Raw genomic sequence first — 21124 nt, 5'->3', positions numbered from 1 at the left:
CTGTTTTTGAGGCCGCCCCTCCCTGGAAGGCTGGGCGGCCCGACCCCTACGTTTAGTAGACGGGCTTCTGCGGCTCCACGTCCCGCACCCAGGCGAGAATACCGCCGTCGAGATGCCTGACGCGCGTGTACCCCGCCTTCTGTGCCGCCTCAAGGACAGCAGCCGAGCGTGTCCCGGCCTTGCAGTGGAACACGATGTCCTTATCCTGCGGCAGCTCCACCCACGCCTCGCCGGAGAGAATGCGGCCCTGCGGAATGAGGACCGAGCCATCGATGCTCACGATGCTGTGCTCGCCGGACTCACGGACGTCCACGAGTTCGAAGTCCCGCTCCCCCGACTCCCGTTCGGCCAGCATTCCTGCGAGGTCTTTGGCGGACACAGTGTGCTCCTGGTCCGTGGCCGCGAGTGGCGTCACGCCGCAGAAAGCCTCGTAGTCGGTCAGTTCCGTGATGGGTTCGGCTTCAGGGTCCTTGGAGACCTTGATCTCGCGCCAGCTCCCGCCCAAAGCGTCAAAGAGCGCCACACGGCCCAGCAATGAACGCCCGACGCCGGTGATCAGCTTTACGGCCTCGGTCACCATGAGCGATCCAACCGCCGCGCACAGCATGCCGAACACGCCGCCCTCACCACAGGACGGCACGGAGCCGGCGGGAGGCGCCTCAGGGTAGAGATCCCTGTACGTGGGCCCGTGTTCGGCCCAGAAGACGCTTACTTGGCCGTCGAAGCGGAAGATGGAGCCCCAAACATAGGGCTTACCGAGAATGGCAGCGGCATCATTGACGAGATAACGGGTAGCGAAGTTGTCCGCACCGTCGAGGATGAGGTCATATTTCGCAAACAACTCCAGCGCGTTGGACGCGTCGAGCCGGATGTCATGCAGGACAACGTCCACCAAGGGGTTGAGCTCGGCGATCGCGCTTCGGGCCGATTCGATCTTGGGCGAACCCACGTCCCGTACGCCATGGATGACCTGGCGCTGCAGGTTGCTGAGGTCCACCACGTCGTCATCCACAATGCCGAGCGTTCCCACGCCGGCGGCGGCCAGGTACAACAAAGCAGGCGAACCAAGTCCTCCGGCACCTATGACGAGGACTTTGGCATTTTTAAGCCTGCGTTGGCCCAGGGCGCCGATTTCGGGAATGATGAGATGCCGGGAGTACCGCTCCACCTCGGCCGGCGTGAGTTCGGCGGCCGGTTCAACGAGGGGTGGAAGGACAGCGGGCGCAGCGGAGTGGGCAGCAACTATTGAGGCCATACCTCAATGTATGCCTGCAGATGCCGCCCGGTCATATTACCCACCGGTAGAGTAGTCATAACTGCAAAGGAAAGGCGGCAGACTGTGGCTGACGGCACACGGGCAAGCGATGGGGCACCAGCCAAGCAGGAACGGGCAGGTTCTACGCGTTCACCAAGGTTGCCGCGGGATGAGCGCCGCGCACAGTTGCTGAACGCGGCATTGGAAGTTTTCGTCTCCAACGGCTTCCATGGGGCAGCCATGGACGAAATCGCAGAAGCAGCGCACGTGAGCAAACCAGTGCTGTACCAGCACTTCCCGTCCAAGCGCGAGCTCTATATGGCCCTCTTGGACAGCCACCTGGCTACCCTGACGCAGCTGATGCTCAATGCCTTGAACTCCACCACGGACAACAAGGAACGCGTCAAGGCCGTCATGCGCGCCTATTACAGGTTCATCGCGGACGACGACCAAGCCCATCGCCTGGTCTTCGAGTCGGACCTGATTAATGATCCCGACGTCAGCTCGCGTTTGGAGACTTTCAACAAGACGTTTGCGGACGCCGTGGCCCACGTCATAGCCGAAGACACCAAACTGCCCCCTCTTGAAGCGCAGCTTCTCGGGCGTGGTTTGGCCGGAATGGCGCAGGTCAGCGCGCGGTATTGGCTTGAAACGGACGGAAACCTGGACCTCGATGTGGCCAGCGATCTGATCTATCGTTTAGCTTGGCGCGGAATCAGTCGATTCCCCAAAGAGTCCTAGGCTACAAATAGAGGACTGACTTAACACTTGATTGGCTTGGAGGCCTTGCTGTGGAAGTAAAGATCGGCATTCAGAACGTTGGCCGTGAGATCGTGCTCGAATCCGCCTTGGATGCTGACGCCGTTGCCAAAATTGTGGCCGAGGCCGTCACCAAGGGCTCCGAACTCCGTCTTACTGACGAAAAAGGCCGCCAGATCATCGTTCCCGGCAACGTCCTGGGCTATGTGGAGATCGGCGCCGAGGAAGTTCGCCGCGTAGGTTTCGGCGCCCTCTAAGGTTTCCCACGTCTCGTCCGTCCGCTAAGGAGTTTTCATGCTTTCTCTCGTCGTGGTGGTTCTGGCCACCATTGCCACCGGTTTCATTGTGTGGGCCAACGACAAGCGGCACGGCAAGTACGGGATCGCGTTGCCGGCCGGCGTCTCAGCAGCTGTGGGCACGCTGAGCTGGATCGCCTTCATCAGCGCAGGTTTGGGCTACCAGCCGGGCGCAACCTGGATTCCGTGGGTCCTGCCTATTGTGCTCGGCACTGCTGCGGCGGTTGCCGTGGTGCTCTTCCTCGGCCGGACCCGGACCCAACACGACACTGCGGCGCTCACCAAGGCGCTGCGGCTTTAGAGCCTTAAGCAGTAGTGACCGTCACCTACGGGGTGACGGTCACTACTGTTTTAAGCCACTGTCACTACTGATTTAACCCACTTTGCGACGCCGGATAGCGCTCAGGCTGTGCGGTGGCACCCAAGACCGCTGCTGCTTCGCTCACCGCGGTGGCCGCGGCAATGTCACGTTTGGTCACCTGCGCGCCGGCATCGTGGGACACATAGCGAAGGAAGACCCTGTTGTAGCGCCATTCCAGATCCGGATGATGATGTTGTTCCTCGGCGAGCTGTCCGATAGCCGCAATGAGCGCAAGCGCGTCCGCCGCCGTCGAAGTTTTGTAGACGGTCACCAGGCCCTCCTGATACTTCCAGTCCGGAAGGTCTCCGAGGGCAGCATTGATGGCTGCCTCAGCCAGTTGCTCATCCTTGGCTGCCATGACCGCCCCTTCTATTTCGGAGAACCCAGGTCAGAGGAACTCTGCCCGGCCCTCCATCGCCGAGGATGCGAGCGCATGCTCCCGCCGAGGAATCCGCCCTGCCTGCTTGGCCAGCCTACCGGCGATCACAGCGTGTTTGAAGGCTTCCCCCATCTGTACCGGGTTCTGAGCCCGGGTTACAGCAGTGGCCAGCAGGACGGCGTCGCAGCCCAACTCCATGGCCAACGCGGCATCGGAGGCGGTTCCGATTCCCGCGTCGAGGACCACAGGTACGGAGGCCCGGGACACGATGAGTTCAATGTTGTGCGGGTTCAGGATGCCGAGGCCTGTTCCAATGGGTGATCCCAGGGGCATGACAGCGGTGGCACCCAGGTTTTCGAGCCTGAGCGCGAGCACGGGATCGTCATTTGTGTAGGCGAAAACCTTGAAGCCGCGGTTCACCAGTTGTTCCGTTGCATCCACCAGTTCCACGGCGTCGGGCAGGAGCGTGTGTTCGTCGGCGATGACTTCCAGCTTCACCCAATCGGTCTCCAGGGCTTCCCGTGCCAGTTCAGCAGTCATCACGGCGTCCTTGGCAGTAAAGCAGCCCGCAGTGTTGGGAAGGACCCGGATGTTGTGGTTCACCAGGAGCTGGAACAGCGATCCCGTTTCGGCTGGGGAATAGCGGCGCATGGCCACGGTGGTGAGCTCGGTCCCCGACGCCAGGAGCGCTGATCCCAGGCCATCGAGGCTCGGCGCGCCTCCGGTACCCATGATGAGCCGGGAACCGAATTCGACACCGTCGATCACCAGCGCGTCAGTGGAATGAACGTCAGTGGTGCGAACGTCAATGTTTGCTGTTGTCATGGTTCAGCCTCCTTGGACTGCTGTTACGAGTTCGAGTTCGTCTCCGTCGGCCAGCGCCGTCACGGCCCATTGGCTGCGGGGCACCACCTCGGAGTTACGTGCGACCGCGACTCCCAGCTTGCCGCCGTCGGCCGCTTGTCCGCGAGGGTCCAAGGCGCGGCCGGTGATCGCTGTGACCAGGGTGCTGACGGATGCGTCATCGGAGACTGCGTGATCGGTTCCGTTGAGTTTGATGTTCATGCTGTTTCCTTGGTGGGAGCGTGTGCTGCTGGTGTAAGAACTTGGGGAACTGAAGCGTTGCCCGCGAAGCGATCAGGCAGGAACGGAGTCCATCGAGGGTCCGTTGTGCCGCTGATGAGTTCGCCCACGATTCTGGCGGCCACGGGAGTCAGGAGCACACCGTGGCGGAAGAAACCTGTGGCGATCACCAGGCCGTCAGTGTCGCCGTGGGGACCGCTGACCCGTCCGAGCAGGGGGGCGTTGTCCGGGGTTCCAGGGCGGGCGCGGGCGGTTGCTTCAAGGAGTTCCAATTCCGCAACTGCGGGGACCAGGGCTTGGGCATCCCTCAGCAGCTGGTAGACGCCGCCGGCCGAGACCGCGTTGGAAGACGCTGACAATCCGTCTTCGCGTTGCGTCGCCCCAATCACCACGGTTCCGTCATCCCGGGGAACTATGTAGACGGGAACGCCTCGAACCATCCCCCGAACAGTGGACGTGACCAAGGGCCGGAGGTTGTCGGGGACGCGAAGCCGGAGGATGTCGCCATAGACCGGCCTCACCGGAAGGTTCAGTCCCTCAGGGAGCCCCGACAGTTGGGATGCCCCCAGCCCGTTGGCCACCACAGTCTCCGCGGCGCGGACCACGACTCCGGATTCGAGTTCCACTCCGGTGACCCGCCCGTCATCCCTCAGCACACCGCGTGCCGGGGAAGGAACGGCGAATCCGTCATCGGCCCCGGACACCCAGGAACCGTCGTCAGGTGAATGGTTTGCTAATCCAGCCAGGAGGCATGCGGCGAGCTTTCGCGGATCCACTTGGTGGTCGGCGGGAATATCGAAAGCGCAGGAAATCTGTGGGCTGAGGAGCGGCTCGCGTTGCCTCGCGTCCCGCAGGGCCAGAGGTTCAACTCCCAATCCAGCTGCGAGCTGTACGGACCTCAGGTCTGCGAGCGCCCTGCGGTCGGCTGCGTCGGCACCCACGGCGAGGGTCGGCGTCGTGCGGTATCCGCTGCCCTCTCCACCCACGTGCAGTCCGTCCACGAAGGAAGGCCACAGCCGCGAAGATTCGACCATCAATTCCAGGAGGTCTCCCTCCTGATAATGCAGTTCGCTGACGGGTGCAAGCATTCCGGCGGCGGCGAACGTTGCACCCGAGGCCGGGACGGGATCGATCAGCGCCACTGAACGGCCAAGTCGCCGGGCTTCATGAGCGATGCCAAGGCCTATGATGCCGCCGCCAATGACGGCCACGTCTGCCTGGATGGGGGTATGGCGGGGACCTGCCATTCGTTTCCTTCCCTACGCCGGTACTAGCCGGATCAGGTCAAGCGGTCGGCGCTGAAGCCCTCTCAGCCGGACAGTCATATGACGAATGTCGCGGCTCCCGCAGTACGTGCCCAGTTTAGAGGAACTACTCTGGTTTCCATGACCCAGCCTGACGCCCTCGCCTCCGCCCGCCTCTATCTGTGCACTGATGCCCGTCAACGGCAGGGCGATTTCGAAGACTTTGTGGACGCCGCATTCGCTGGAGGCGTTGACATCATCCAGCTCCGCGACAAGACTCTGGAAGCTGCCGAGGAGCTTGAATTGCTGGCCGTTTTGCGGAGCGTCGCACAACGGCACGGACGGCTTTGGGCTGTCAACGACCGGGCCGATGTTGCCAGTATTTCCGGGGCTCCTGTATTCCACATCGGTCAAAAGGACCTGCCCCTGACGGCAGCGCGAACCCTCTTGCCGAACGTGACCGGCATCGGTCTTTCCACCCACACACAGGAACAAATCGATGCGGCAGTCGCCACCTCCCAGGGCCCCCTGGGACTGGACTATTTCTGCGTGGGTCCGGTCTGGGCAACGCCTACCAAACCCGGCCGCTCGGCGGTGGGGCTGGACTTGGTCACATATGCCGCAGAAGCGGAAAAGCGTTCGGGCAATGCTGTGACACTTCCTTGGTTCGCCATTGGTGGCATCGACCTCAGCAACGTTGAACAGGTAGTGGAAGCGGGAGCCAGCCGGATCGTCGTGGTCCGTGCCATCACCGAGGCAACAGACCCGACGGCGGCAGCCAAGTCGCTGCTGCAAGCACTGGACACCGTGTAGTTTCCCGCCGAATTCAAGTGGTCTTAGCCGCTACGCGGTCAGGCCAAGGCCTGTCATCCGGCGCCCGTGTTTATCGGCGAGTTCCGTCGTTAAGCTCCTGACCGCTGCACGCGCATCCCCGCCGCCTTTCAGCAATGGTCCCAGCAGGGGGTGTTCCATGCCGACGCGCTGCGCCTGCGTCAAGGCCTCCCCCACCAAGCGGCGACCCCACAATGCAAGGCGCGAGGCCAGGCGCGGGTCGTCAGCCAAGGCCCGCCTGATCAGGACCCGAAGGACTTCCGTGGCCTGGTCAGGGGAAGCGACGCGTTCAACGAAATGCCGCGTTGTTGGGTCGAGGAACATCGATACGGCCCTGTAGAAGTCCGATGACACCGTATCGATGACGTACGCCTTCATGACAGATTCGAACCAGTCCCCCGGTTTGGTGCGCTCATGGAAATGATCGAAGGAGCGCTGGAACGGCAGCATGGCTTGTTCCGGATCGACGCCCATCTCCGACAACCGGTCATTGAGGAGCGCAAAGTTGCCGTAGGCGCCCACGGCGATCTTCGCGAACACAGACCTGTCATGGAGGGTGGGGGCATAGCGCGAATCCAGGGAGAGGCGCCCGAAAGCGGATAGCTCGCCATATGCCATGGCTCCAAGCAACTCCGCGGAGAGTTGCCCGGCAGAGGCTGCAGCGTCCGGGGAGATGCCCATGGATCAAGACTATCCCTGGTGGGCCACAACCTCCCCGGGGTCGGGTTCCTGCTTCCAGTGCCATTCCTACTAGGCTGGCTCGAAGTGAGTTGACTGCCGCATGCCCCTCATGCCGTAGGTCCTCCTCCTCGCACCCACTTCACTGAAGGATTTTCAATGAGTCACCCCAGTTACCCACCCGCGCCGCAGAACGACGCCGGAGCAGGAATTCCGCAGGTGCCTGCCGCACCCTACGCTTACGGCGGCCAGTTCCAGGGTGGGGCACAGCCGGGCTACCAGCCCGGACCGGATTCAGGCCCCTACGGAACCCCGGTGGGAGCTCCGGCGAAGTCCTTCATGACCACATGGATCCTGGCCCTGCTCCTGGGTAGCTTCGGTGTGGACCGCTTCTATCTGGGCAAGATCGGTACCGGAATCGCGAAGCTGCTCACAGCCGGCGGCTTCGGTATCTGGTCCATCGTTGACCTCATCATCACGCTGACGGGAAACGCCCGGGACAAGCAGGGCCGTCCGCTTGCGGGTTACCCGGAGAACAAGAAGAAGGCATGGATCATCACCATTGTCGTCTGGTTCGCGGGCCTGATTGTCGGAATCGTGTCCACGGTGTTGTCGTTGACCTTTGTTGCTGCTGCAGTCCAGGGTGCAGGCACCGATGCCCCGGTCCTGCCGTCGGCCTCCCAGGAGGCACCGGCACCGTCGTCGGGCACTGCCTCTGATGACGGTTCCTTAACCGTCACCATGTCCGAGGGCAACACCGTGAAAGTCAGCCTCCTGAACTCCGGTTACACCACCGAAATTCCCGGGATGTCCTACATGAAACCGACCAGGGGAGGCTTCCTCCTCTTGGAGGTTTCCTGGGAGGCCACAGCTGGAAGCAGTTACGCCTCACCCTCGAACTTCGAGGCCTTCGACGCGGACGGCGCCAAGGGCGAGGAGATCTACGTGGAGGAAGGTCTGGGAGGACTGCCTTCCGGGGATGTTGCCGCCGGAGAGATGCAGCGGGGAGTCATTGCCTTCGACATCAAGAACGGCCCCACCACAGTGGTCATCAGCGATGACTTCGGCGACAAGGCAGCTACTTTCACCCTGACGCCGGCAAACTAAACAGCCGGTCCGGTCCATACCGCCGCACGGAAAGCCCGTTGCCCCCTTGGGGTAGCGGGCTTTTTGGGTGGGACATCCAAGACTATCCGCCGGTTTCGGGCTACCCTGATTTTCGTGTCACATCATCGGATAGCGCCCAACGTCGACGACTCCTCGGACCAGCTCGCCGCGGCGCTTGCCGCTCTCAGGACAGAGCTGGAACTCCCTGGCGAATACCCGGCAGAAGCTGTGGAAGAAGCACGGCAAGCCGTCGCGGACCTTGAGTTGCCGGGTCAGGACCTGCGGCACGTACCATTCGTGACCATTGATCCGGCGACCTCCACGGACTTGGACCAGGCCCTGTTCATTGACCGTGCCGGCGACGGCTACAAGGTCCTCTACGCAATCGCCGATGTCCCGTCTTTCGTGGAACCGGGTGGGGCACTGGACCACGAAACCCGTCACCGCGGGCAGACCTTCTATGCTCCTGACGGGCGGATCCCGCTGCATCCGGAGGTCATCAGCGAGAACGCCGGCAGCCTCTTGGCCGATCAGGACTGCAGTGCGTTCGTGTGGGACTTCGACTTGGACGCGGAAGCTGGAGTGTTGGCTGTCACCGTTGCCCGCGCCGCCGTTCGCAGCAGGGCCAAACTCAGCTACAAGGGCGCTCAGCAGCAGATTGACGACGGTACGGCCCCGCCCGTACTTCAGCTCCTCAAAGAAGTGGGAATCAAGCGTGTTGAACTGGAACGGCGGCGCGGCGGCGCAAGCCTCAACATGCCGGAACAGGAAATCGTCCAAGCAACCGACGGCGGCGGATACAGGATCGCGGCTGCCCCCTCCCTCCCGGTTGAGGACTGGAACGCGCAGATCTCGCTCATGACCGGCATGGCCGCCGCGCAGATGATGCTCGACGGAAAAGTGGGCATCCTGCGCACCATGCCCGCTCCTGATGACCGGTCACTGCTCCATTTCAAGCGCCAGACCTCCGCTCTGGGCAAGCCCTGGGACGGCCACGTCACCTACGGCGAGTACCTGAGGACCTTGGACGCATCCGATCCCCAACAGCTGGCCATCCTTCACTCTGCCGGTATGTTGTTCCGGGGCGCCGGTTACACCCCCTTTGACGGAGAGCTGCCGGCAATCGTGACCCAAGCAGCCATCGGAGCTCCGTATGCACACGCCACGGCACCCCTGCGCCGGCTCATCGATCGCTTTGTCCTGGTGATCTGCGAGGCGCTCAGCAACAACCACGACATCCCGCAGTGGGCTCGGGAGGCACTCCCTTCATTGCCGGAGATCATGGCGGCCTCCGACCAGTTGGCCGGACGCCTCGAACGTGCGGCGCTGGACACTGTGGAAGCAGCCCTCGTAGCCAACCACGTGGGCCAGGAATTCGACGCTGTAGTCATTTCGGGGTCCAAGCCCTCCAATGGGGCCGGTTTCAAAGCTGCCAACGGCAATGGCAGTAACAACGGCGGCAGCAACGGCAACGGGCCCTTTGGCGTCATACAAATATCAGACCCTGCTGTAACGGCCCGGTGCGACGGAGAAATGGAGTCTGGAACCAAAGTCCGGGTGCGGCTGCTGAAGGCCGATATCGCCAGCCGGGAGATCAGGTTCGAGCTGCTGCCCTGACGCCGTTCTGCCGACGATCCGGGCTTTCCGGCCCCCAGAGGATAGACTGGGCTTGTAGTAATGGATGCCCGGTCGTTGATTCAGTTAATTTTTGAACTCAACAAGCCCGCCCCTACGCGATCTTGAGATGTACCAACTGGTGACCAGTGCCAGTACTTAGATAGCCCGCGATCGGCTTCCACTGGACTTGCTTGCGCGCCCGTTCGTGCTCCGGTACGGCTCCGCCGCCGCCGTTGAGCATGCAGCGCCAATGCCCAAATGAATAAGGAAACTCCCTGTGAGTGAATTGCATACCCACGAAGTCCTGACGGACTCCACCGGAACCGAATCCATCGAACCCGAGGAAACGATCATCTCGGATGAGACGCCCCACGAGATCGAAGAGAAGTCGTTCGCTGACTTCAACGTCCGCGCCGACATCGTTGAGTCTTTGGCCGACGCCGGAATCACGCACCCGTTCCCCATCCAGGCAATGACCCTGCCGGTCGCCTTGAGCGGCCACGACATCATCGGCCAAGCCAAAACCGGTACCGGAAAAACGCTTGGCTTCGGCATCCCCGCCCTCCAGCGCGTCGCCGGAAGGGATGATGCAGGTTACGCCAAGCTCGCTGTCCCGGGCGCACCGCAGGCACTGGTCATCGTCCCCACGCGTGAGCTTGCCGTGCAGGTAGCCAACGACCTCCAGGCCGCGTCACGCAAGCGCAACGCCCGCATCGCCACCATCTACGGCGGCCGCGCCTACGAACCCCAGATTGATGCCCTGCAGAAGGGCGTCGAAATCGTAGTGGGCACCCCTGGCCGGCTGATCGATCTCTACAAGCAGAAGCACCTGAGCCTCAAGAACGTCAAGATGGTGATCCTTGACGAAGCCGACGAAATGCTGGACCTTGGCTTCCTCCCCGACGTCGAGACCCTGATCGCCGGCACCCCCGCGGTTCGGCAAACGCTCCTCTTCTCGGCAACCATGCCCGGCCCCGTCATCGCTATGGCTCGCCGCTACATGACGCAGCCCACCCACATCCGGGCAGCCGACCCGAATGATGAAGGCCTGACCAAGCGCGACATCCGCCAACTCATCTACCGTGCACACAGCATGGACAAGACCGAGGTTGTGGCCCGCATCCTGCAGGCCCGCGGACGTGGCCGCACCATCATCTTCACCAAGACCAAGCGCACCGCCGCGAAAGTTGCCGAGGAACTCGTTGACCGCGGCTTCGCGGCTGCAGCCATTCACGGCGACCTCGGCCAGGGCGCCCGTGAACAGGCCCTCCGCGCGTTCCGCAACAACAAGGTTGACGTCCTGGTAGCCACCGACGTCGCAGCCCGCGGCATCGACGTTGATGACGTTACCCATGTCATCAACTACCAGTGCGTGGAAGACGAAAAGATCTACCTGCACCGCGTTGGACGTACGGGCCGCGCAGGTAACAAGGGCACCGCCGTCACGTTTGTTGACTGGGACGACATGCCTCGCTGGGGCCTGATCAACAAAGCCCTGGGACTCAGCGTTCCCGAGCCCGTTGAAACCTACTCCTCGTCGCCGCACCTGTACACGGATCTGGACATTCCCGAGGGCACCAAGGGTCGTCTGCCGCGCAACAAGCGCGTCCTCGCCGGCGTTGACGCCGAAGTCCTTGAGGACCTCGGCGAAACCGGCAAGAAGAATGCACGCTCCGGCGGCTCAGGCCGGGATGGCGGACGTGACGGCAAGCGCGACGGCGGTCGTGACGGCGGTCGCGGACGCTCCGGCAGGTCCGGTGACGCCGAGTCCAGCGAATCCAAGGGCGAGGGCGGTCGCAACCGTACGCGCCGCCGTCGTACTTCTGATGGCGAGGCAGCCCCCGCTGCCGGTGCCTCGGAAACCCGCACTGCCACCGCAGACAACGCGGAGAAGCCGGCCCGCACGCGCCGGACCCGCACGCGCCGCCGCAACGGCGAAGTGGTCTCCGGTGAGACCGCAGCTGCCCAGTCCGGCAGCACCGAGGCCTAAAAACCTCAATGACTGAATCTGTTTGGGCGCCGGACGGCGGCAACTTGGTGGTGCACGCGGACAACGCGGAGTTCCTCCCTACGCTGCCGGACGGCGCCTTCACACTCATCTACGTGGACCCGCCCTTCAACACGGGCCGGGTCCAACGCCGCCAGGAAACCCGCATGGTCCGCAACGCGGACGGCGACGGCGACCGCGTCGGCTTCAAGGGCCGCTCTTACGACACCATCAAGGGCGCCCTGCACAGCTACGACGACGCCTTCAGCGACTACTGGTCCTTCCTGGAGCCCAAGCTCGTGGAGGCTTGGCGGCTGCTGGCCGACGACGGCACCCTGTACCTGCATTTGGATTACCGGGAAGTCCACTACGCCAAGGTGATGCTGGACTCCATCTTCGGCCGGGAATGCTTCCTCAACGAGATCATCTGGGCCTACGATTACGGCGCCCGCGCCAAGAACCGCTGGCCCACCAAGCACGACAACATTTTGGTGTACGTCAAGAACCCCACCAAGTATCACTTCGACAACGCCGAAGTGGACCGGGAACCGTACATGGCACCCGGACTGGTCACCCCCGCCAAACGCGAGCTCGGCAAGCTGCCCACGGATGTCTGGTGGCACACCATCGTTTCGCCTACCGGCCGCGAAAAGACCGGCTATCCTACCCAAAAACCCGAGGGCCTGGTACGCAGGATTGTCTCCGCATCAAGCCGCGAGGGCGATTGGTGCCTCGATTTCTTCGCTGGTTCAGGGACCCTCGGTGCTGTGGCAGCCAAACTGGGCCGCAACTTTGTGTGCGTCGACCAGAACGAACAAGCCATCGAAGTCATGCGAAAACGGCTGGGCACCAAGGCCGACTTCCGCCGGAGCGGCTCATTGCCGGACGCCAGCCTGGATCAGGCAGCGCCCTTCACGAAGGCCTGAACTGCGTCCGCGATCATTTGGACGGCAATGGCTGACAACAGCAGGCCGGCAATCCGGGTGACCAGCTCCACTCCGTTTTCCCCGAGCACCCGCTGCACGACGCCCGCGAAGCGCATCGCCAAGTACAGCGAGCCAAGCACCACAGCGATGCCGAGCCCCACCGCCAGATACTCCGCGAGCTGGCTGGACTGCTGCACGAAAACCATGACGGCAACGATCGCGCCCGGTCCGGCCATGAGCGGCGTTCCCAGTGGCACAAAAGCCACGTTCTTGTACTTGGCGGCATTCTCTTCACCACTGGTGGACCCCGTCAGCAGCTGCAGCGCTATCAGCACCAGGAGCAGGCCACCGGCACCCTGCAGGGCAGCCAGCGAGATGTGCATGTAGTTGAGGATCGACTGGCCAAAGATCGCGAACACCACGATCACACCTGTGGCCACCAACAGGGCCTGGAAAGCGGAGCGGTTACGATCCTTGGCCGACATCTGCGCCGTCAAGGACATGAAAATCGGCACGGTACCCGGTGGATCCATGATCACGAACAGCGTGACGATCACGGATGCGAGCAACTGCAGATCCATCAGCGGACCCCTTTCACCGAATGACCGTGCTGCCTGTTGCCAACTCCTCTATCCGTGACAAGACTGCGGGCGAGGTAGTGTTTTCGCCCAACAGGTTAGGCTTGCCCGCTCCGTGGTAGTCGGAGGACCCCGTCATGAGCAAACCGTGTTCGGCGGCCAAGCCGCGAAGGAATGTCCGGCCCTCCTCCGGGTTGTCCCGATGTTCAACCTCAAGTCCCAGAAGTCCGGCATCAATCATGTCCTGGTAGGTTTTCTCCCCCACAATGCGTCCCCGCGATGAGGCCACAGGGTGGGCAAAGACGGGGACGCCGCCAGCCGCGCGGACAAGCTCGACGGCGACCGCCGGGTTGGGTGCATAGTGCTGCACGAAGTACCGCGAATGTGAAGTGAGGATGGACGTGAAAGCCTCCGTGCGATCCGCCACCACACCGGCAGCCACCAAGGCATCGGCGATGTGCGGGCGGCCCACCGTGGCACCGGGAGCCACATGGTGAATCACGTCGTCCCACGTCAACGGATAATCCTCGGACAACAATGTAACCATGTGCTCGGCGCGGGTGAGCCGGGCGTCCTTGGACTTGGTGATTTCCTCCAGCAGGCCGGCATGGGCGGGATCGTGGAGGTAACTGAGCAAATGGACGCTGATTCCCTGCTCCGTCCGGCAGGAGATCTCCATTCCAGGAACGAACGCAATGCCATGTTCCCTGGCAGCAGCGGCAGCGGACTCCCAACCATCAGTGGAATCGTGATCGGTCAGCGCCACGGCATCCAGACCGGCCGAGACGGCAGAGATGATCACTCCGGCCGGTGTCTCGGTTCCGTCGGAAACATTTGAGTGCGCATGCAGGTCTATCCTCACTTTCCCAGCCTATGGGATGCGGGCGTGCTTGGAGTGTTGCGCCGTTGGCCTCTCCACGAAACTGGTGGGACGATGTAACGGTGAACGATGCCGAAAACACCCAGAACTCGTCCTCCCAGCCACTGCAAGAGCGCGTCAACAACCGCTCGCAAAGGCCCACATCCGATGCCTTCAAGGCATTCATGGCCAGCAACTGGGCGCCCGCCCCGCAGGTGACCCCTGCGCGTGACGCCGTTGCAGACCATGCCGCGCGCCGCCGTCGTACTATTTCCGAACTGTTCAAGGGCGAACGGCTCGTTGTCCCGGCCGGTCCACTGAAGGTCCGATCCAACGACTGCGACTACCGTTTCCGTCCCCACTCCGGTTTCGCCCACCTCACTGGCCTGGGCCTCGACCACGAGCCCGACGCCGTGTTGATCCTGGAGCCCGTAGCTGAAGGAAAGGGCGACGACGGCGGTCACCACACCGCGACGCTCTACTTCCGTCCGCTGGCCGGCCGGGACACAGAACAGTTCTACGCTGACTCCCGCGCAGGCGAGTTCTGGATCGGTGCACGCCCCACGCTCGCAGAATTCGAAGCCCGGCTCGGCCTGCCCACCGCGCACATCTCTGAGCTCGAAATGGCAATCACCAAGAACGTGGGCGCCCCGGAAATCGGCGGCATCTCCATTCGACTGGTCCGCAAGGTGGACGAGAACATCGACGCACTGGTTGATACCGCCCGCTACAACACGGCCAAGGACCCCGAGAACCTGGACCTAGGCGAACTCGACGCCCTGGACGAGAAGCTCAGCGAAGCACTGTCAGAGCTGCGCCTCCTCAAGGACGACTGGGAAATCGAGCAGATGAAGATTGCCGTGGCGGCAACGGTGGAAGGCTTCGCTGACGTAGTCCGCGCCCTTCCCCGCGCGCTGACCCACGCGCGCGGAGAGCGGGTAGTTGAAGGCGCCTTCTTCGCCCGCGCCCGCGAGGAAGGCAACGAACTCGGCTACGACACCATTGCCGCGTCCGGCAACAACGCCACGGTTCTGCACTGGAACCGCAACTCCGGAACCGTCAACGCCGGCGAGCTCCTTCTCCTCGATGCCGGCGTGGAAGCAGACTCCCTCTACACAGCTGACATCACCCGCACGCTGCCCGCCACCGGCACCTTCACCGACGTCCAGCGCAAGGTCTACCAGGCCGTGCTCGACGCCGCCGATGCCGGTTTCGCAGCCGCCCAGCCGGGCGTGAAGTTCCGCGACATCCACACCGCGGCAACCACGGTCCTGGCCGAACGCCTGGCTGAATGGGGCCTGCTGCCCGTATCCGTCGAGGAAGCCATCAGCCCGGAGGGCCAGCAACACCGCCGCTGGATGCCGCACGGCACCAGCCACCACCTGGGCCTCGACGTCCACGACTGTGCGCAGGCAAAACGGGAACTGTACCTCGATGGAATCCTCACCGAAGGCATGGTTTTCACGATCGAACCGGGTCTCTATTTCAAGAATGAAGACCTCGCCATCCCCGAGGAGTACCGCGGGATCGGCGTCCGCATCGAGGACGACATCCTCATGACCGCCGACGGACCCGTCAACCTCAGCGCCGCGCTGCCCCGCGAAGCAGACGACGTCGAGTCCTGGATGGCCGGCATCTACCAGGAAGCCCAAGGCTAAGCGCAGGCCGTTGCCACCACAACAGAAAGGGAAGGCCACCGGAGACAGATCCGGTGGCCTTCCCTTTCTTGTGCTTGACGGAAGCCTTTTGCTCCGGCGAAGCCCTACTGCTTGGTCGACCCCTCGGAGGTGGACTGATGTCCCTCTTCCTGCGGGGTGTTCTGCCCTTGGCTCTGGCCGTCGGTCACACGGACGCCGTACTGCGGACGACCGTCCGGGAGGTCGGGGTAACGGACAGCTGCCGGTGCCGGGTTCTGCGCGGACTGGTCCACTGGGGCGTTCTGTCCCTCAGGAGTACTGGAACCGTTGGACTCGGGGCCACGCTGGCCGTAGGGATCGTTCCACGTGGAAGGCCGCTCAGGCGCCTGGCCGGGCTGCTGGAACGGCGCATTCTGCTGGTTGTAGTTGGCGGCCTGCGGTGCGGCTGCCTGCGACGGGTTCATCGGCAGCTGGTGGAGCAAACGGCGGGCCTCGTGGGCTGCCTCCACGGCGACGATGACATCGTAGTTGGTGGCAACCACTTGGCTGGTGGAGGTGAAGTCACGCTTCCCGCGCTGGGTGGCATAGGTGACGATGCCGAACAGCATGAAGAAAGCCGCACCCATGAGCACCGAAGTGATGATGGAGAACGGGCCGCCGGCGGGAGTGAAGAAGGACAACATGACGCCGACGAAGAGGCCGAACCACATGCCGCTCAGGGCGCCGGACAAAGCCACCCTCGGGTAGCTCAGGCGGCCGGTCACGCGCTCCACCATTTTGAGGTCATTGCCCACGATCGACACCAGCTGAACAGGGAACTGCTGGTCTGCGAGGTAGTCCACCGCCTTCTGGGCATCCAAATACGAGGTGTACGAGCCCACGGTGTCGCCTTGGGGGACACTGCGGGATTCCTCAACGGCTTTGGGAGCACCAAAAATGTTTGACATAGCCCCATTGTGTCTCATGGACATGTGTAGTGGCTGGAATTCAGCTAAAAGAGAGCAGACTCGGTAGCCTGTAAACATGAGCACACATCCCTCACGCGTCTTTGTCGCGCGCCTGCTCGGCTTGGACGTCTTCGACCCCCTGGGCGATCGTCTTGGCCGGTTGCGCGACGTCGTGGTGCTCTCCCGCGGCACCCGTGGTGCTCCCCATGTGGTGGGCATCGTGGTTGAAGTTCCTGGCAAGAAGCGCGTCTTTGTTCCCATGACCCGCATTACGTCCATCGACCAGACGCAAATCATTTGCACTGGCCTGGTCAACCTGCGGCGCTTCGAGCAGCGCGGTGCCGAAACACTGGTGGTCGCTGAAATGTTCGACCGCCGCGTGACGCTGGCGGACGGCAGTGGAGACGCGACGATCGAGGACATTGCCATGGACCAGCACCGGTCCAAGGACTGGTTCGTCAGCAAGCTGTTCGTCCGCCGCGGCCACTCCCTGTCCCCCTTTGGCAGGCTCCGCCGCAACGAGACCCTGATCATCGACTGGGCCGATGCCCAGACCGGCGCCCACAACGAGCCCCAGGCCGCTACGCAGTTCGTTGCCACGCACGAAGACCTGAAACCTGCCGACTTTGCTGAAGCCCTTCAGGAAATGAGCGACAAACGGCGTTTTGAAGTGGCCAGTGAGCTCCAGGATGAGCGCCTTGCCGATGTTCTCCAGGAACTCCCGGAAGATGACCAAGTGGAGATTCTCTCCGCACTTGATGTGGAACGCGCCGCTGACGTCCTCGAAGAGATGGATCCTGACGACGCCGCCGACCTCCTGGCCGAGCTTCCTTCAGCGCAGGCCGAAGAACTTCTCCAACTCATGGAACCCCAGGAGGCCGAGGACGTCCGCCGCCTCCTGGAGTACGACGAAGACACCGCCGGTGGCCTCATGACACCGGTCCCGGTCATCCTGCCGCCGGAAGCCACAGTGGCCGAGGCCCTGGCGCATGTCCGGCGTGAGGAGCTCTCACCCGCACTGGCCTCATCCATCTTTATCGCCCGCCCTCCCTTGGAGACCCCCACCGGACGCTTCCTGGGCGTGGTTCATATCCAACAGCTTCTGCGTTTCCCTCCGCCGGAACCGCTGGGCAACCTCGTGGACAAGAATCTTGAGCCCCTTTCGGACCAGGCCCACATCTCCGAAGTTGCCCGGACCCTGGCCACGTACAACTTGAATTCACTTCCAGTCGTGGACGACGACGGCCGCCTTGTGGGGGCGGTGACTGTTGATGACGTGCTGGATCACCTGTTGCCGGATGACTGGCGCGCCCATGAGGACGACGCCCCTATAAGGAAACTTGGAGGCCGCATTGGCTGATAACAACGCCACCCGATCCCCCAAGTCCTCAGGACGCTCGAGCAGCAGCCTTGACACGCCTTTGAGTGGTCGCCAACGCATCCTGCCCAAGTTCTCACCGAACCCGGATGCTTTCGGAAACGCCACGGAGGGCTTCGCCCGGTTCATGGGCACGCCTACGTTCCTCGTCTACATGACGGTGTTCTGCGTGTTCTGGCTTGCGTGGAACTCGTTCGCACCCACGGACTGGCAATTCGACCGCATGGAGCTGGGCTTCACCCTGCTGACGCTCATGCTGTCCCTTCAAGCCTCCTACGCGGCGCCGCTCCTCCTGCTGGCCCAAAACCGGCAGGATGACCGCGACCGTGTCTCGCTCCAGCAGGACCGCCAGCGTGCCGAACGCAACCTCTCCGACACCGAGTACCTGACGAGGGAGTTGGCCTCGCTCCGCATTGCTTTGCGTGAGGTAGCAACCCGTGACTATGTCCGGACTGAGCTCCGAAGCCTGCTGGAAGACATCATCGATGCTCAGGAAGAGCTCCGCGAGAACGAAGCCTCCGCTGATGGCACGGAATCGCCGGGTGAGAAGGTCAAGGAGAAACTGAAGGAGAAGCGCGACAAATCGCGCGGGCCCCGCACACAGCAGATTCCGAAGGTCCGCCCGCCAAGGGCCGCAGGTCCACAACATTCCACCGGCAAACCATCGCCGGGAAACCCCGAAAGCCGAGCCTGACCATATGACCACCGCATCGGCCGAGGCGCTGCACGCTGCCTTGGCAACCGTCATCGATCCCGAGCTCCGGCGCCCCATCACGGAACTCGGGATGGTGGAGTCGGTGTCTGCCGATGATGACGGAGCCGTGCACGTTGCCGTTCTGCTGACCATCGCCGGGTGCCCCTTGCGCGAGACCATTACCAAGGACGCCACCGACGCCCTCACCCGCGTAGAAGGCGTCACAGGCGTGGACGTGGAACTGAAGGTCATGACCCCAGAGCAGCGCGAAGCCCTCAAGGAACAGCTCCGCGGCCCCGGTGGACAGCGTGGCATACCCTTCACCAAGCCTGGGTCCCTGACCAAGGTGTACGCCGTAGCCAGCGGAAAAGGCGGCGTGGGCAAGTCATCCGTCACCGTCAACCTGGCCTGTGCACTGGCCGCCCAGGGCCTCCGCGTGGGCATTGTGGACGCCGATGTGCACGGCTTCTCCGTCCCCGCCCTGATGGGCATCACGCAAAAGCCCACCCAAGTGGACGACATGATCCTTCCGCCTGTGGCTTACGGCGTGAAGGTCATCTCCATCGGCATGTTCGTTGCGGGCAACCAGCCGGTGGCGTGGCGCGGTCCGATGCTGCACAGGGCCCTTGAGCAATTCCTCACCGATGTTTACTTCGGCGATCTCGATGCCCTCTTCCTGGACCTTCCCCCTGGCACAGGGGACATCGCGATTTCCGTGGCGCAGCTCTTGCCCAACGCGGAAATCCTGGTGGTCACCACGCCGCAGGCAGCTGCTGCGGACGTCGCCGAACGTGCCGGAACCATCGCCACCCAGACAGGGCAGAAGGTGGCCGGTGTCATCGAGAACATGTCCTACTTGGAAATGCCCGACGGCGGGCGCATGGAATTGTTCGGAAGTGGCGGGGGTGCCATCCTGGCTGAGCGGTTGAGCGCTGCTGTGGGCACCGAGGTTCCGCTCCTCGGCCAGATTCCACTGGACATCCGCTTGCGGGAGGGCGGCGACGCCGGGAAACCCGTAGTTCTGGCCGCACCCGAAACGGCCGCCGCCAAAGCGATGGAGGGTGTTGCTGCAGCCTTGGCAACCCGGCCACGCGGGCTGTCCGGCATGCCTTTGGGAATCCAGCCGCGCTGAACCGGCGGCCCTTCCCTGGTCTGGCAGATGCCTCGGCTCAGGTTGCTTCGGTATCGAACGGGGCGGCTTCGCCCTCGGCAAGCCGCTCGATGATCCGCGCAGGGGCCTTGGGTTTGGCACCTGCTGCTGCAGCAGCAGCTACGGGGGCGCCGGCACTGACCGGCTTGGTGTCGTCGTCCAGGAGCGCATCCTTGATGATGCGACGGGGATCGTACTGACGGGGATCGTATTTCTTCCAGTCGACCTCATCGATGTCGATGCCGACTTCTTCTTTGATCTGCTCGCGGGCGCCGGAAGCCATCCGGCGCACTTCCTTAACCAGGTTGGCGAGCTTTTGAGTGTATTCGGGCAAACGGCTGGGACCGATGACGAGTACGCCGATAATCAGAAGGAGTATGAACTCCGGGCCGTTGATTCCAAGCACGATACGAAGATTACCTTGTCTGTGGTGCCGCTCCTAAACCAGCAGGACGCAGCAAGGTTTGGAGGCCTCGCAGCACCCTTTTGTACCATGCCTCTGGATCTTCGTCGGCGGAAATCAACGCCATGGACTCCCCCGCCCGGACGATTTCCGGGACGGCGTCGTCTGCACTGTCCGCCGGGAGGTCGGAAGCATAGCTGATGACGGCCGCTGGCATGGTGTATACAGCCTTCCACGGGATTCCTTGCGTGACAGAAAGCTGCGCCGACCTGGAGCGCCCGGGTCCGGACCCATTAGCCGGCAGGTGTTCCTCCACAATGGTGGCGTAGTGACCGTTGCTTTCGAGCCTGATCTCCACAGCAGGGTTGCCGTTGAGCATGGTGGCTTGGGCGGACACGACGTGGAAGCCCATTCCGGACAGCTCAGGACAGGCCCATCCTTCGTCCCGCAGTGACTCCAACTGCGCAGGGCTCAAGCTGACCGTGCTGCCCGCCCGAAAAGCGGGGCCAACCATCGATTCTGCAGGGTTACCTGTCCAAGCACCGGCAACCGCGCCAAGGTCAGATGGTCCCGCGAGGACGCGCGAATCCTCATCACCGGCGATTACGTAGGCCGAGACCGCCAAGGCCCCTGCACTGACCGCCAAGGTACCCGCGGCAATGCCCGCAATGCGAAGGCCCCGGAAGCGACCGAACGGATGTTGCGGCGTGGAGGTTGAGTACGTTGGGGCCGGCTCGTTGGCCAGGCGTTCGGTGTGCTGGATCAATCGCGCGGCAAGATCCTGGCTTGCTTCGGGGACAGCCGCTCCACGAAGGCGTTCAAGGTACTGCCGCTCCCGGCGGAGCGCAATTCGGCACTCCGCGCAGTCCTGGAGGTGTTCCGGCGTGCGCGGATGGCGCAGCGCAGCCAATCTGCGTCGGGAAAGGGCTCCCGGACGAAGTGAACGTCGAGGCAT

General features: G+C 63.0%; 23 protein-coding genes and 1 riboswitch. Of the genes, 12 read left to right on the top strand and 11 right to left on the bottom strand.

The window, feature by feature from the left end; genetic code table 11:
- Positions 1-52 precede the first annotated feature (52 nt).
- Positions 53-1255 (bottom strand): molybdopterin-synthase adenylyltransferase MoeB, encoded by a 1203-nt coding sequence (gene moeB / locus AC1RJY_RS05610; protein ID WP_011775410.1) that lies wholly within the window; start codon positions 1253-1255, stop codon positions 53-55.
- A 6-nt stretch (positions 1256-1261) separates the two neighbouring features.
- Between moeB and AC1RJY_RS05605 the strand changes: the two genes are divergently transcribed.
- From AC1RJY_RS05605 to AC1RJY_RS05595, 3 genes are read left to right on the top strand one after another with little or no spacing between them, the layout of a single operon-like run.
- Positions 1262-1996, top strand: coding sequence for a TetR/AcrR family transcriptional regulator (locus tag AC1RJY_RS05605; protein WP_011775411.1), 735 nt, complete (start codon positions 1262-1264; stop codon positions 1994-1996).
- A 50-nt stretch (positions 1997-2046) separates the two neighbouring features.
- Entirely contained in the window at positions 2047-2271 is a 225-nt protein-coding gene (locus AC1RJY_RS05600; protein WP_011775412.1) for a DUF3107 domain-containing protein, read from the top strand.
- Positions 2272-2308: 37 nt separating this feature from the next.
- Complete coding sequence (locus AC1RJY_RS05595) at positions 2309-2611, top strand: hypothetical protein (RefSeq protein ID WP_011775413.1); 303 nt, start codon at positions 2309-2311, stop codon at positions 2609-2611.
- Between the two features lie 64 nt (positions 2612-2675).
- Here the strand turns inward: AC1RJY_RS05595 and AC1RJY_RS05590 are convergent, their stop codons facing one another.
- From AC1RJY_RS05590 to thiO, 4 genes are all read right to left on the bottom strand, one after another.
- Positions 2676-3029 (bottom strand): 4a-hydroxytetrahydrobiopterin dehydratase, encoded by a 354-nt coding sequence (locus AC1RJY_RS05590; RefSeq protein ID WP_011775414.1) that lies wholly within the window; start codon positions 3027-3029, stop codon positions 2676-2678.
- Positions 3030-3059: 30 nt separating this feature from the next.
- Positions 3060-3875 (bottom strand): thiazole synthase, encoded by an 816-nt coding sequence (locus AC1RJY_RS05585; protein ID WP_011775415.1) that lies wholly within the window; start codon positions 3873-3875, stop codon positions 3060-3062.
- Positions 3876-3878: 3 nt separating this feature from the next.
- On the bottom strand, positions 3879-4115 hold the full coding sequence (gene thiS / locus AC1RJY_RS05580) for a sulfur carrier protein ThiS (RefSeq protein WP_011775416.1): 237 nt from the start codon (positions 4113-4115) through the stop codon (positions 3879-3881).
- Complete coding sequence (gene thiO, locus AC1RJY_RS05575) at positions 4112-5380, bottom strand: glycine oxidase ThiO (RefSeq protein ID WP_011775417.1); 1269 nt, start codon at positions 5378-5380, stop codon at positions 4112-4114. Before thiO ends, thiS begins: the two co-directional genes overlap by 4 nt.
- A riboswitch (TPP riboswitch) is annotated at positions 5373-5491 on the bottom strand. Its footprint overlaps the gene before it by 8 nt.
- 27 nt (positions 5492-5518) lie before the next feature.
- Here thiO and thiE point away from each other — a divergent pair.
- Complete coding sequence (gene thiE / locus AC1RJY_RS05570) at positions 5519-6190, top strand: thiamine phosphate synthase (RefSeq protein ID WP_014922287.1); 672 nt, start codon at positions 5519-5521, stop codon at positions 6188-6190.
- A 30-nt stretch (positions 6191-6220) separates the two neighbouring features.
- Here thiE and AC1RJY_RS05565 read toward each other — a convergent pair whose 3' ends face one another.
- The gene (locus tag AC1RJY_RS05565; RefSeq protein WP_011775419.1) at positions 6221-6889 is read right to left on the bottom strand and encodes a ferritin-like fold-containing protein; all 669 of its coding nucleotides are present in this window, start codon (positions 6887-6889) and stop codon (positions 6221-6223) included.
- Positions 6890-7045: 156 nt separating this feature from the next.
- Here AC1RJY_RS05565 and AC1RJY_RS05560 point away from each other — a divergent pair, with 156 nt between their 5' ends.
- From AC1RJY_RS05560 to AC1RJY_RS05545, 4 genes are all read left to right on the top strand, one after another.
- Positions 7046-7993 carry a TM2 domain-containing protein gene (locus tag AC1RJY_RS05560; protein WP_210063593.1) on the top strand — a complete coding sequence of 316 codons (948 nt, stop codon included), beginning with the start codon at positions 7046-7048 and terminating at the stop codon, positions 7991-7993.
- A 114-nt stretch (positions 7994-8107) separates the two neighbouring features.
- Positions 8108-9610: an RNB domain-containing ribonuclease gene (locus AC1RJY_RS05555; RefSeq protein WP_498601755.1), complete on the top strand. Its 1503-nt coding sequence runs from the start codon at positions 8108-8110 to the stop codon at positions 9608-9610.
- A gap of 277 nt (positions 9611-9887) precedes the next feature.
- Positions 9888-11600 (top strand): DEAD/DEAH box helicase, encoded by a 1713-nt coding sequence (locus AC1RJY_RS05550; RefSeq protein ID WP_014922290.1) that lies wholly within the window; start codon positions 9888-9890, stop codon positions 11598-11600.
- Between the two features lie 8 nt (positions 11601-11608).
- Positions 11609-12523, top strand: coding sequence for a DNA-methyltransferase (locus AC1RJY_RS05545; RefSeq protein WP_011775423.1), 915 nt, complete (start codon positions 11609-11611; stop codon positions 12521-12523).
- Here AC1RJY_RS05545 and AC1RJY_RS05540 read toward each other — a convergent pair.
- Positions 12496-13104, bottom strand: a complete 609-nt coding sequence (locus tag AC1RJY_RS05540) for a MarC family protein (RefSeq protein ID WP_011775424.1) — start codon at positions 13102-13104, stop codon at positions 12496-12498. The two genes, AC1RJY_RS05545 and AC1RJY_RS05540, sit on opposite strands and share 28 nt — an antisense overlap.
- Positions 13105-13117: 13 nt before the next feature.
- The gene (locus AC1RJY_RS05535; protein WP_011775425.1) at positions 13118-13963 is read right to left on the bottom strand and encodes a PHP domain-containing protein; all 846 of its coding nucleotides are present in this window, start codon (positions 13961-13963) and stop codon (positions 13118-13120) included.
- 80 nt (positions 13964-14043) lie between these two features.
- On the opposite strand from AC1RJY_RS05535, the gene AC1RJY_RS05530 reads away from it, so the two are divergent.
- The gene (locus AC1RJY_RS05530; protein ID WP_043470471.1) at positions 14044-15618 is read left to right on the top strand and encodes an aminopeptidase P family protein; all 1575 of its coding nucleotides are present in this window, start codon (positions 14044-14046) and stop codon (positions 15616-15618) included.
- Between the two features lie 104 nt (positions 15619-15722).
- Here AC1RJY_RS05530 and AC1RJY_RS05525 read toward each other — a convergent pair whose 3' ends face one another.
- On the bottom strand, positions 15723-16544 hold the full coding sequence (locus AC1RJY_RS05525; protein WP_187329891.1) for a YflT domain-containing protein: 822 nt from the start codon (positions 16542-16544) through the stop codon (positions 15723-15725).
- Between the two features lie 76 nt (positions 16545-16620).
- Between AC1RJY_RS05525 and AC1RJY_RS05520 the strand changes: the two genes are divergently transcribed.
- Genes AC1RJY_RS05520 through AC1RJY_RS05510 form a run of 3 tightly spaced genes read left to right on the top strand, consistent with a single transcriptional unit; the run spans position 16621 to position 19748 of the window.
- Positions 16621-17904 carry a magnesium transporter MgtE N-terminal domain-containing protein gene (locus AC1RJY_RS05520; RefSeq protein WP_011775428.1) on the top strand — a complete coding sequence of 428 codons (1284 nt, stop codon included), beginning with the start codon at positions 16621-16623 and terminating at the stop codon, positions 17902-17904.
- A complete protein-coding gene (locus tag AC1RJY_RS05515; protein WP_011775429.1) occupies positions 17885-18616 on the top strand; it encodes a DUF1003 domain-containing protein in 732 nt (243 codons plus the stop codon). Before AC1RJY_RS05520 ends, AC1RJY_RS05515 begins: the two co-directional genes overlap by 20 nt.
- Positions 18617-18620: 4 nt before the next feature.
- Positions 18621-19748 (top strand): Mrp/NBP35 family ATP-binding protein, encoded by a 1128-nt coding sequence (locus AC1RJY_RS05510; protein WP_011775430.1) that lies wholly within the window; start codon positions 18621-18623, stop codon positions 19746-19748.
- A gap of 37 nt (positions 19749-19785) precedes the next feature.
- On the opposite strand, the gene AC1RJY_RS05505 is transcribed toward AC1RJY_RS05510, so the two are convergent.
- Both AC1RJY_RS05505 and AC1RJY_RS05500 read right to left on the bottom strand, forming a co-directional pair.
- Positions 19786-20172, bottom strand: a complete 387-nt coding sequence (locus tag AC1RJY_RS05505) for a twin-arginine translocase TatA/TatE family subunit (protein WP_011775431.1) — start codon at positions 20170-20172, stop codon at positions 19786-19788.
- Between the two features lie 10 nt (positions 20173-20182).
- Positions 20183-21124, bottom strand: coding sequence for a hypothetical protein (locus AC1RJY_RS05500; RefSeq protein WP_238324335.1), 942 nt, complete (start codon positions 21122-21124; stop codon positions 20183-20185).

The organism is Arthrobacter sp. GW822-FHT05G07 (assembly GCF_058799755.1).
Note: the sequence above shows the minus strand (reverse complement) of the source record. Positions and strands in the feature narration are given on the sequence as shown.

Bases quoted from the DNA above. Each gene is read 5' to 3' on its own strand.
- moeB (WP_011775410.1), bottom strand. From the start codon at position 1,255: ATGGCCTCAATAGTTGCTGCCCACTCCGCTGCGCCCGCTGTCCTTCCA.
- AC1RJY_RS05605 (WP_011775411.1), top strand. From the start codon at position 1,262: ATGTATGCCTGCAGATGCCGCCCGGTCATATTACCCACCGGTAGAGTA.
- AC1RJY_RS05595 (WP_011775413.1), top strand. From the start codon at position 2,309: ATGCTTTCTCTCGTCGTGGTGGTTCTGGCCACCATTGCCACCGGTTTC.
- AC1RJY_RS05590 (WP_011775414.1), bottom strand. From the start codon at position 3,029: ATGGCAGCCAAGGATGAGCAACTGGCTGAGGCAGCCATCAATGCTGCC.
- AC1RJY_RS05585 (WP_011775415.1), bottom strand. From the start codon at position 3,875: ATGACAACAGCAAACATTGACGTTCGCACCACTGACGTTCATTCCACT.
- thiS (WP_011775416.1), bottom strand. From the start codon at position 4,115: ATGAACATCAAACTCAACGGAACCGATCACGCAGTCTCCGATGACGCA.
- thiO (WP_011775417.1), bottom strand. From the start codon at position 5,380: ATGGCAGGTCCCCGCCATACCCCCATCCAGGCAGACGTGGCCGTCATT.
- thiE (WP_014922287.1), top strand. From the start codon at position 5,519: ATGACCCAGCCTGACGCCCTCGCCTCCGCCCGCCTCTATCTGTGCACT.
- AC1RJY_RS05565 (WP_011775419.1), bottom strand. From the start codon at position 6,889: ATGGGCATCTCCCCGGACGCTGCAGCCTCTGCCGGGCAACTCTCCGCG.
- AC1RJY_RS05560 (WP_210063593.1), top strand. From the start codon at position 7,046: ATGAGTCACCCCAGTTACCCACCCGCGCCGCAGAACGACGCCGGAGCA.
- AC1RJY_RS05545 (WP_011775423.1), top strand. From the start codon at position 11,609: ATGACTGAATCTGTTTGGGCGCCGGACGGCGGCAACTTGGTGGTGCAC.
- AC1RJY_RS05540 (WP_011775424.1), bottom strand. From the start codon at position 13,104: ATGGATCTGCAGTTGCTCGCATCCGTGATCGTCACGCTGTTCGTGATC.
- AC1RJY_RS05525 (WP_187329891.1), bottom strand. From the start codon at position 16,544: ATGTCAAACATTTTTGGTGCTCCCAAAGCCGTTGAGGAATCCCGCAGT.
- AC1RJY_RS05520 (WP_011775428.1), top strand. From the start codon at position 16,621: ATGAGCACACATCCCTCACGCGTCTTTGTCGCGCGCCTGCTCGGCTTG.
- AC1RJY_RS05510 (WP_011775430.1), top strand. From the start codon at position 18,621: ATGACCACCGCATCGGCCGAGGCGCTGCACGCTGCCTTGGCAACCGTC.
- AC1RJY_RS05500 (WP_238324335.1), bottom strand. From the start codon at position 21,124: ATGCCTCGACGTTCACTTCGTCCGGGAGCCCTTTCCCGACGCAGATTG.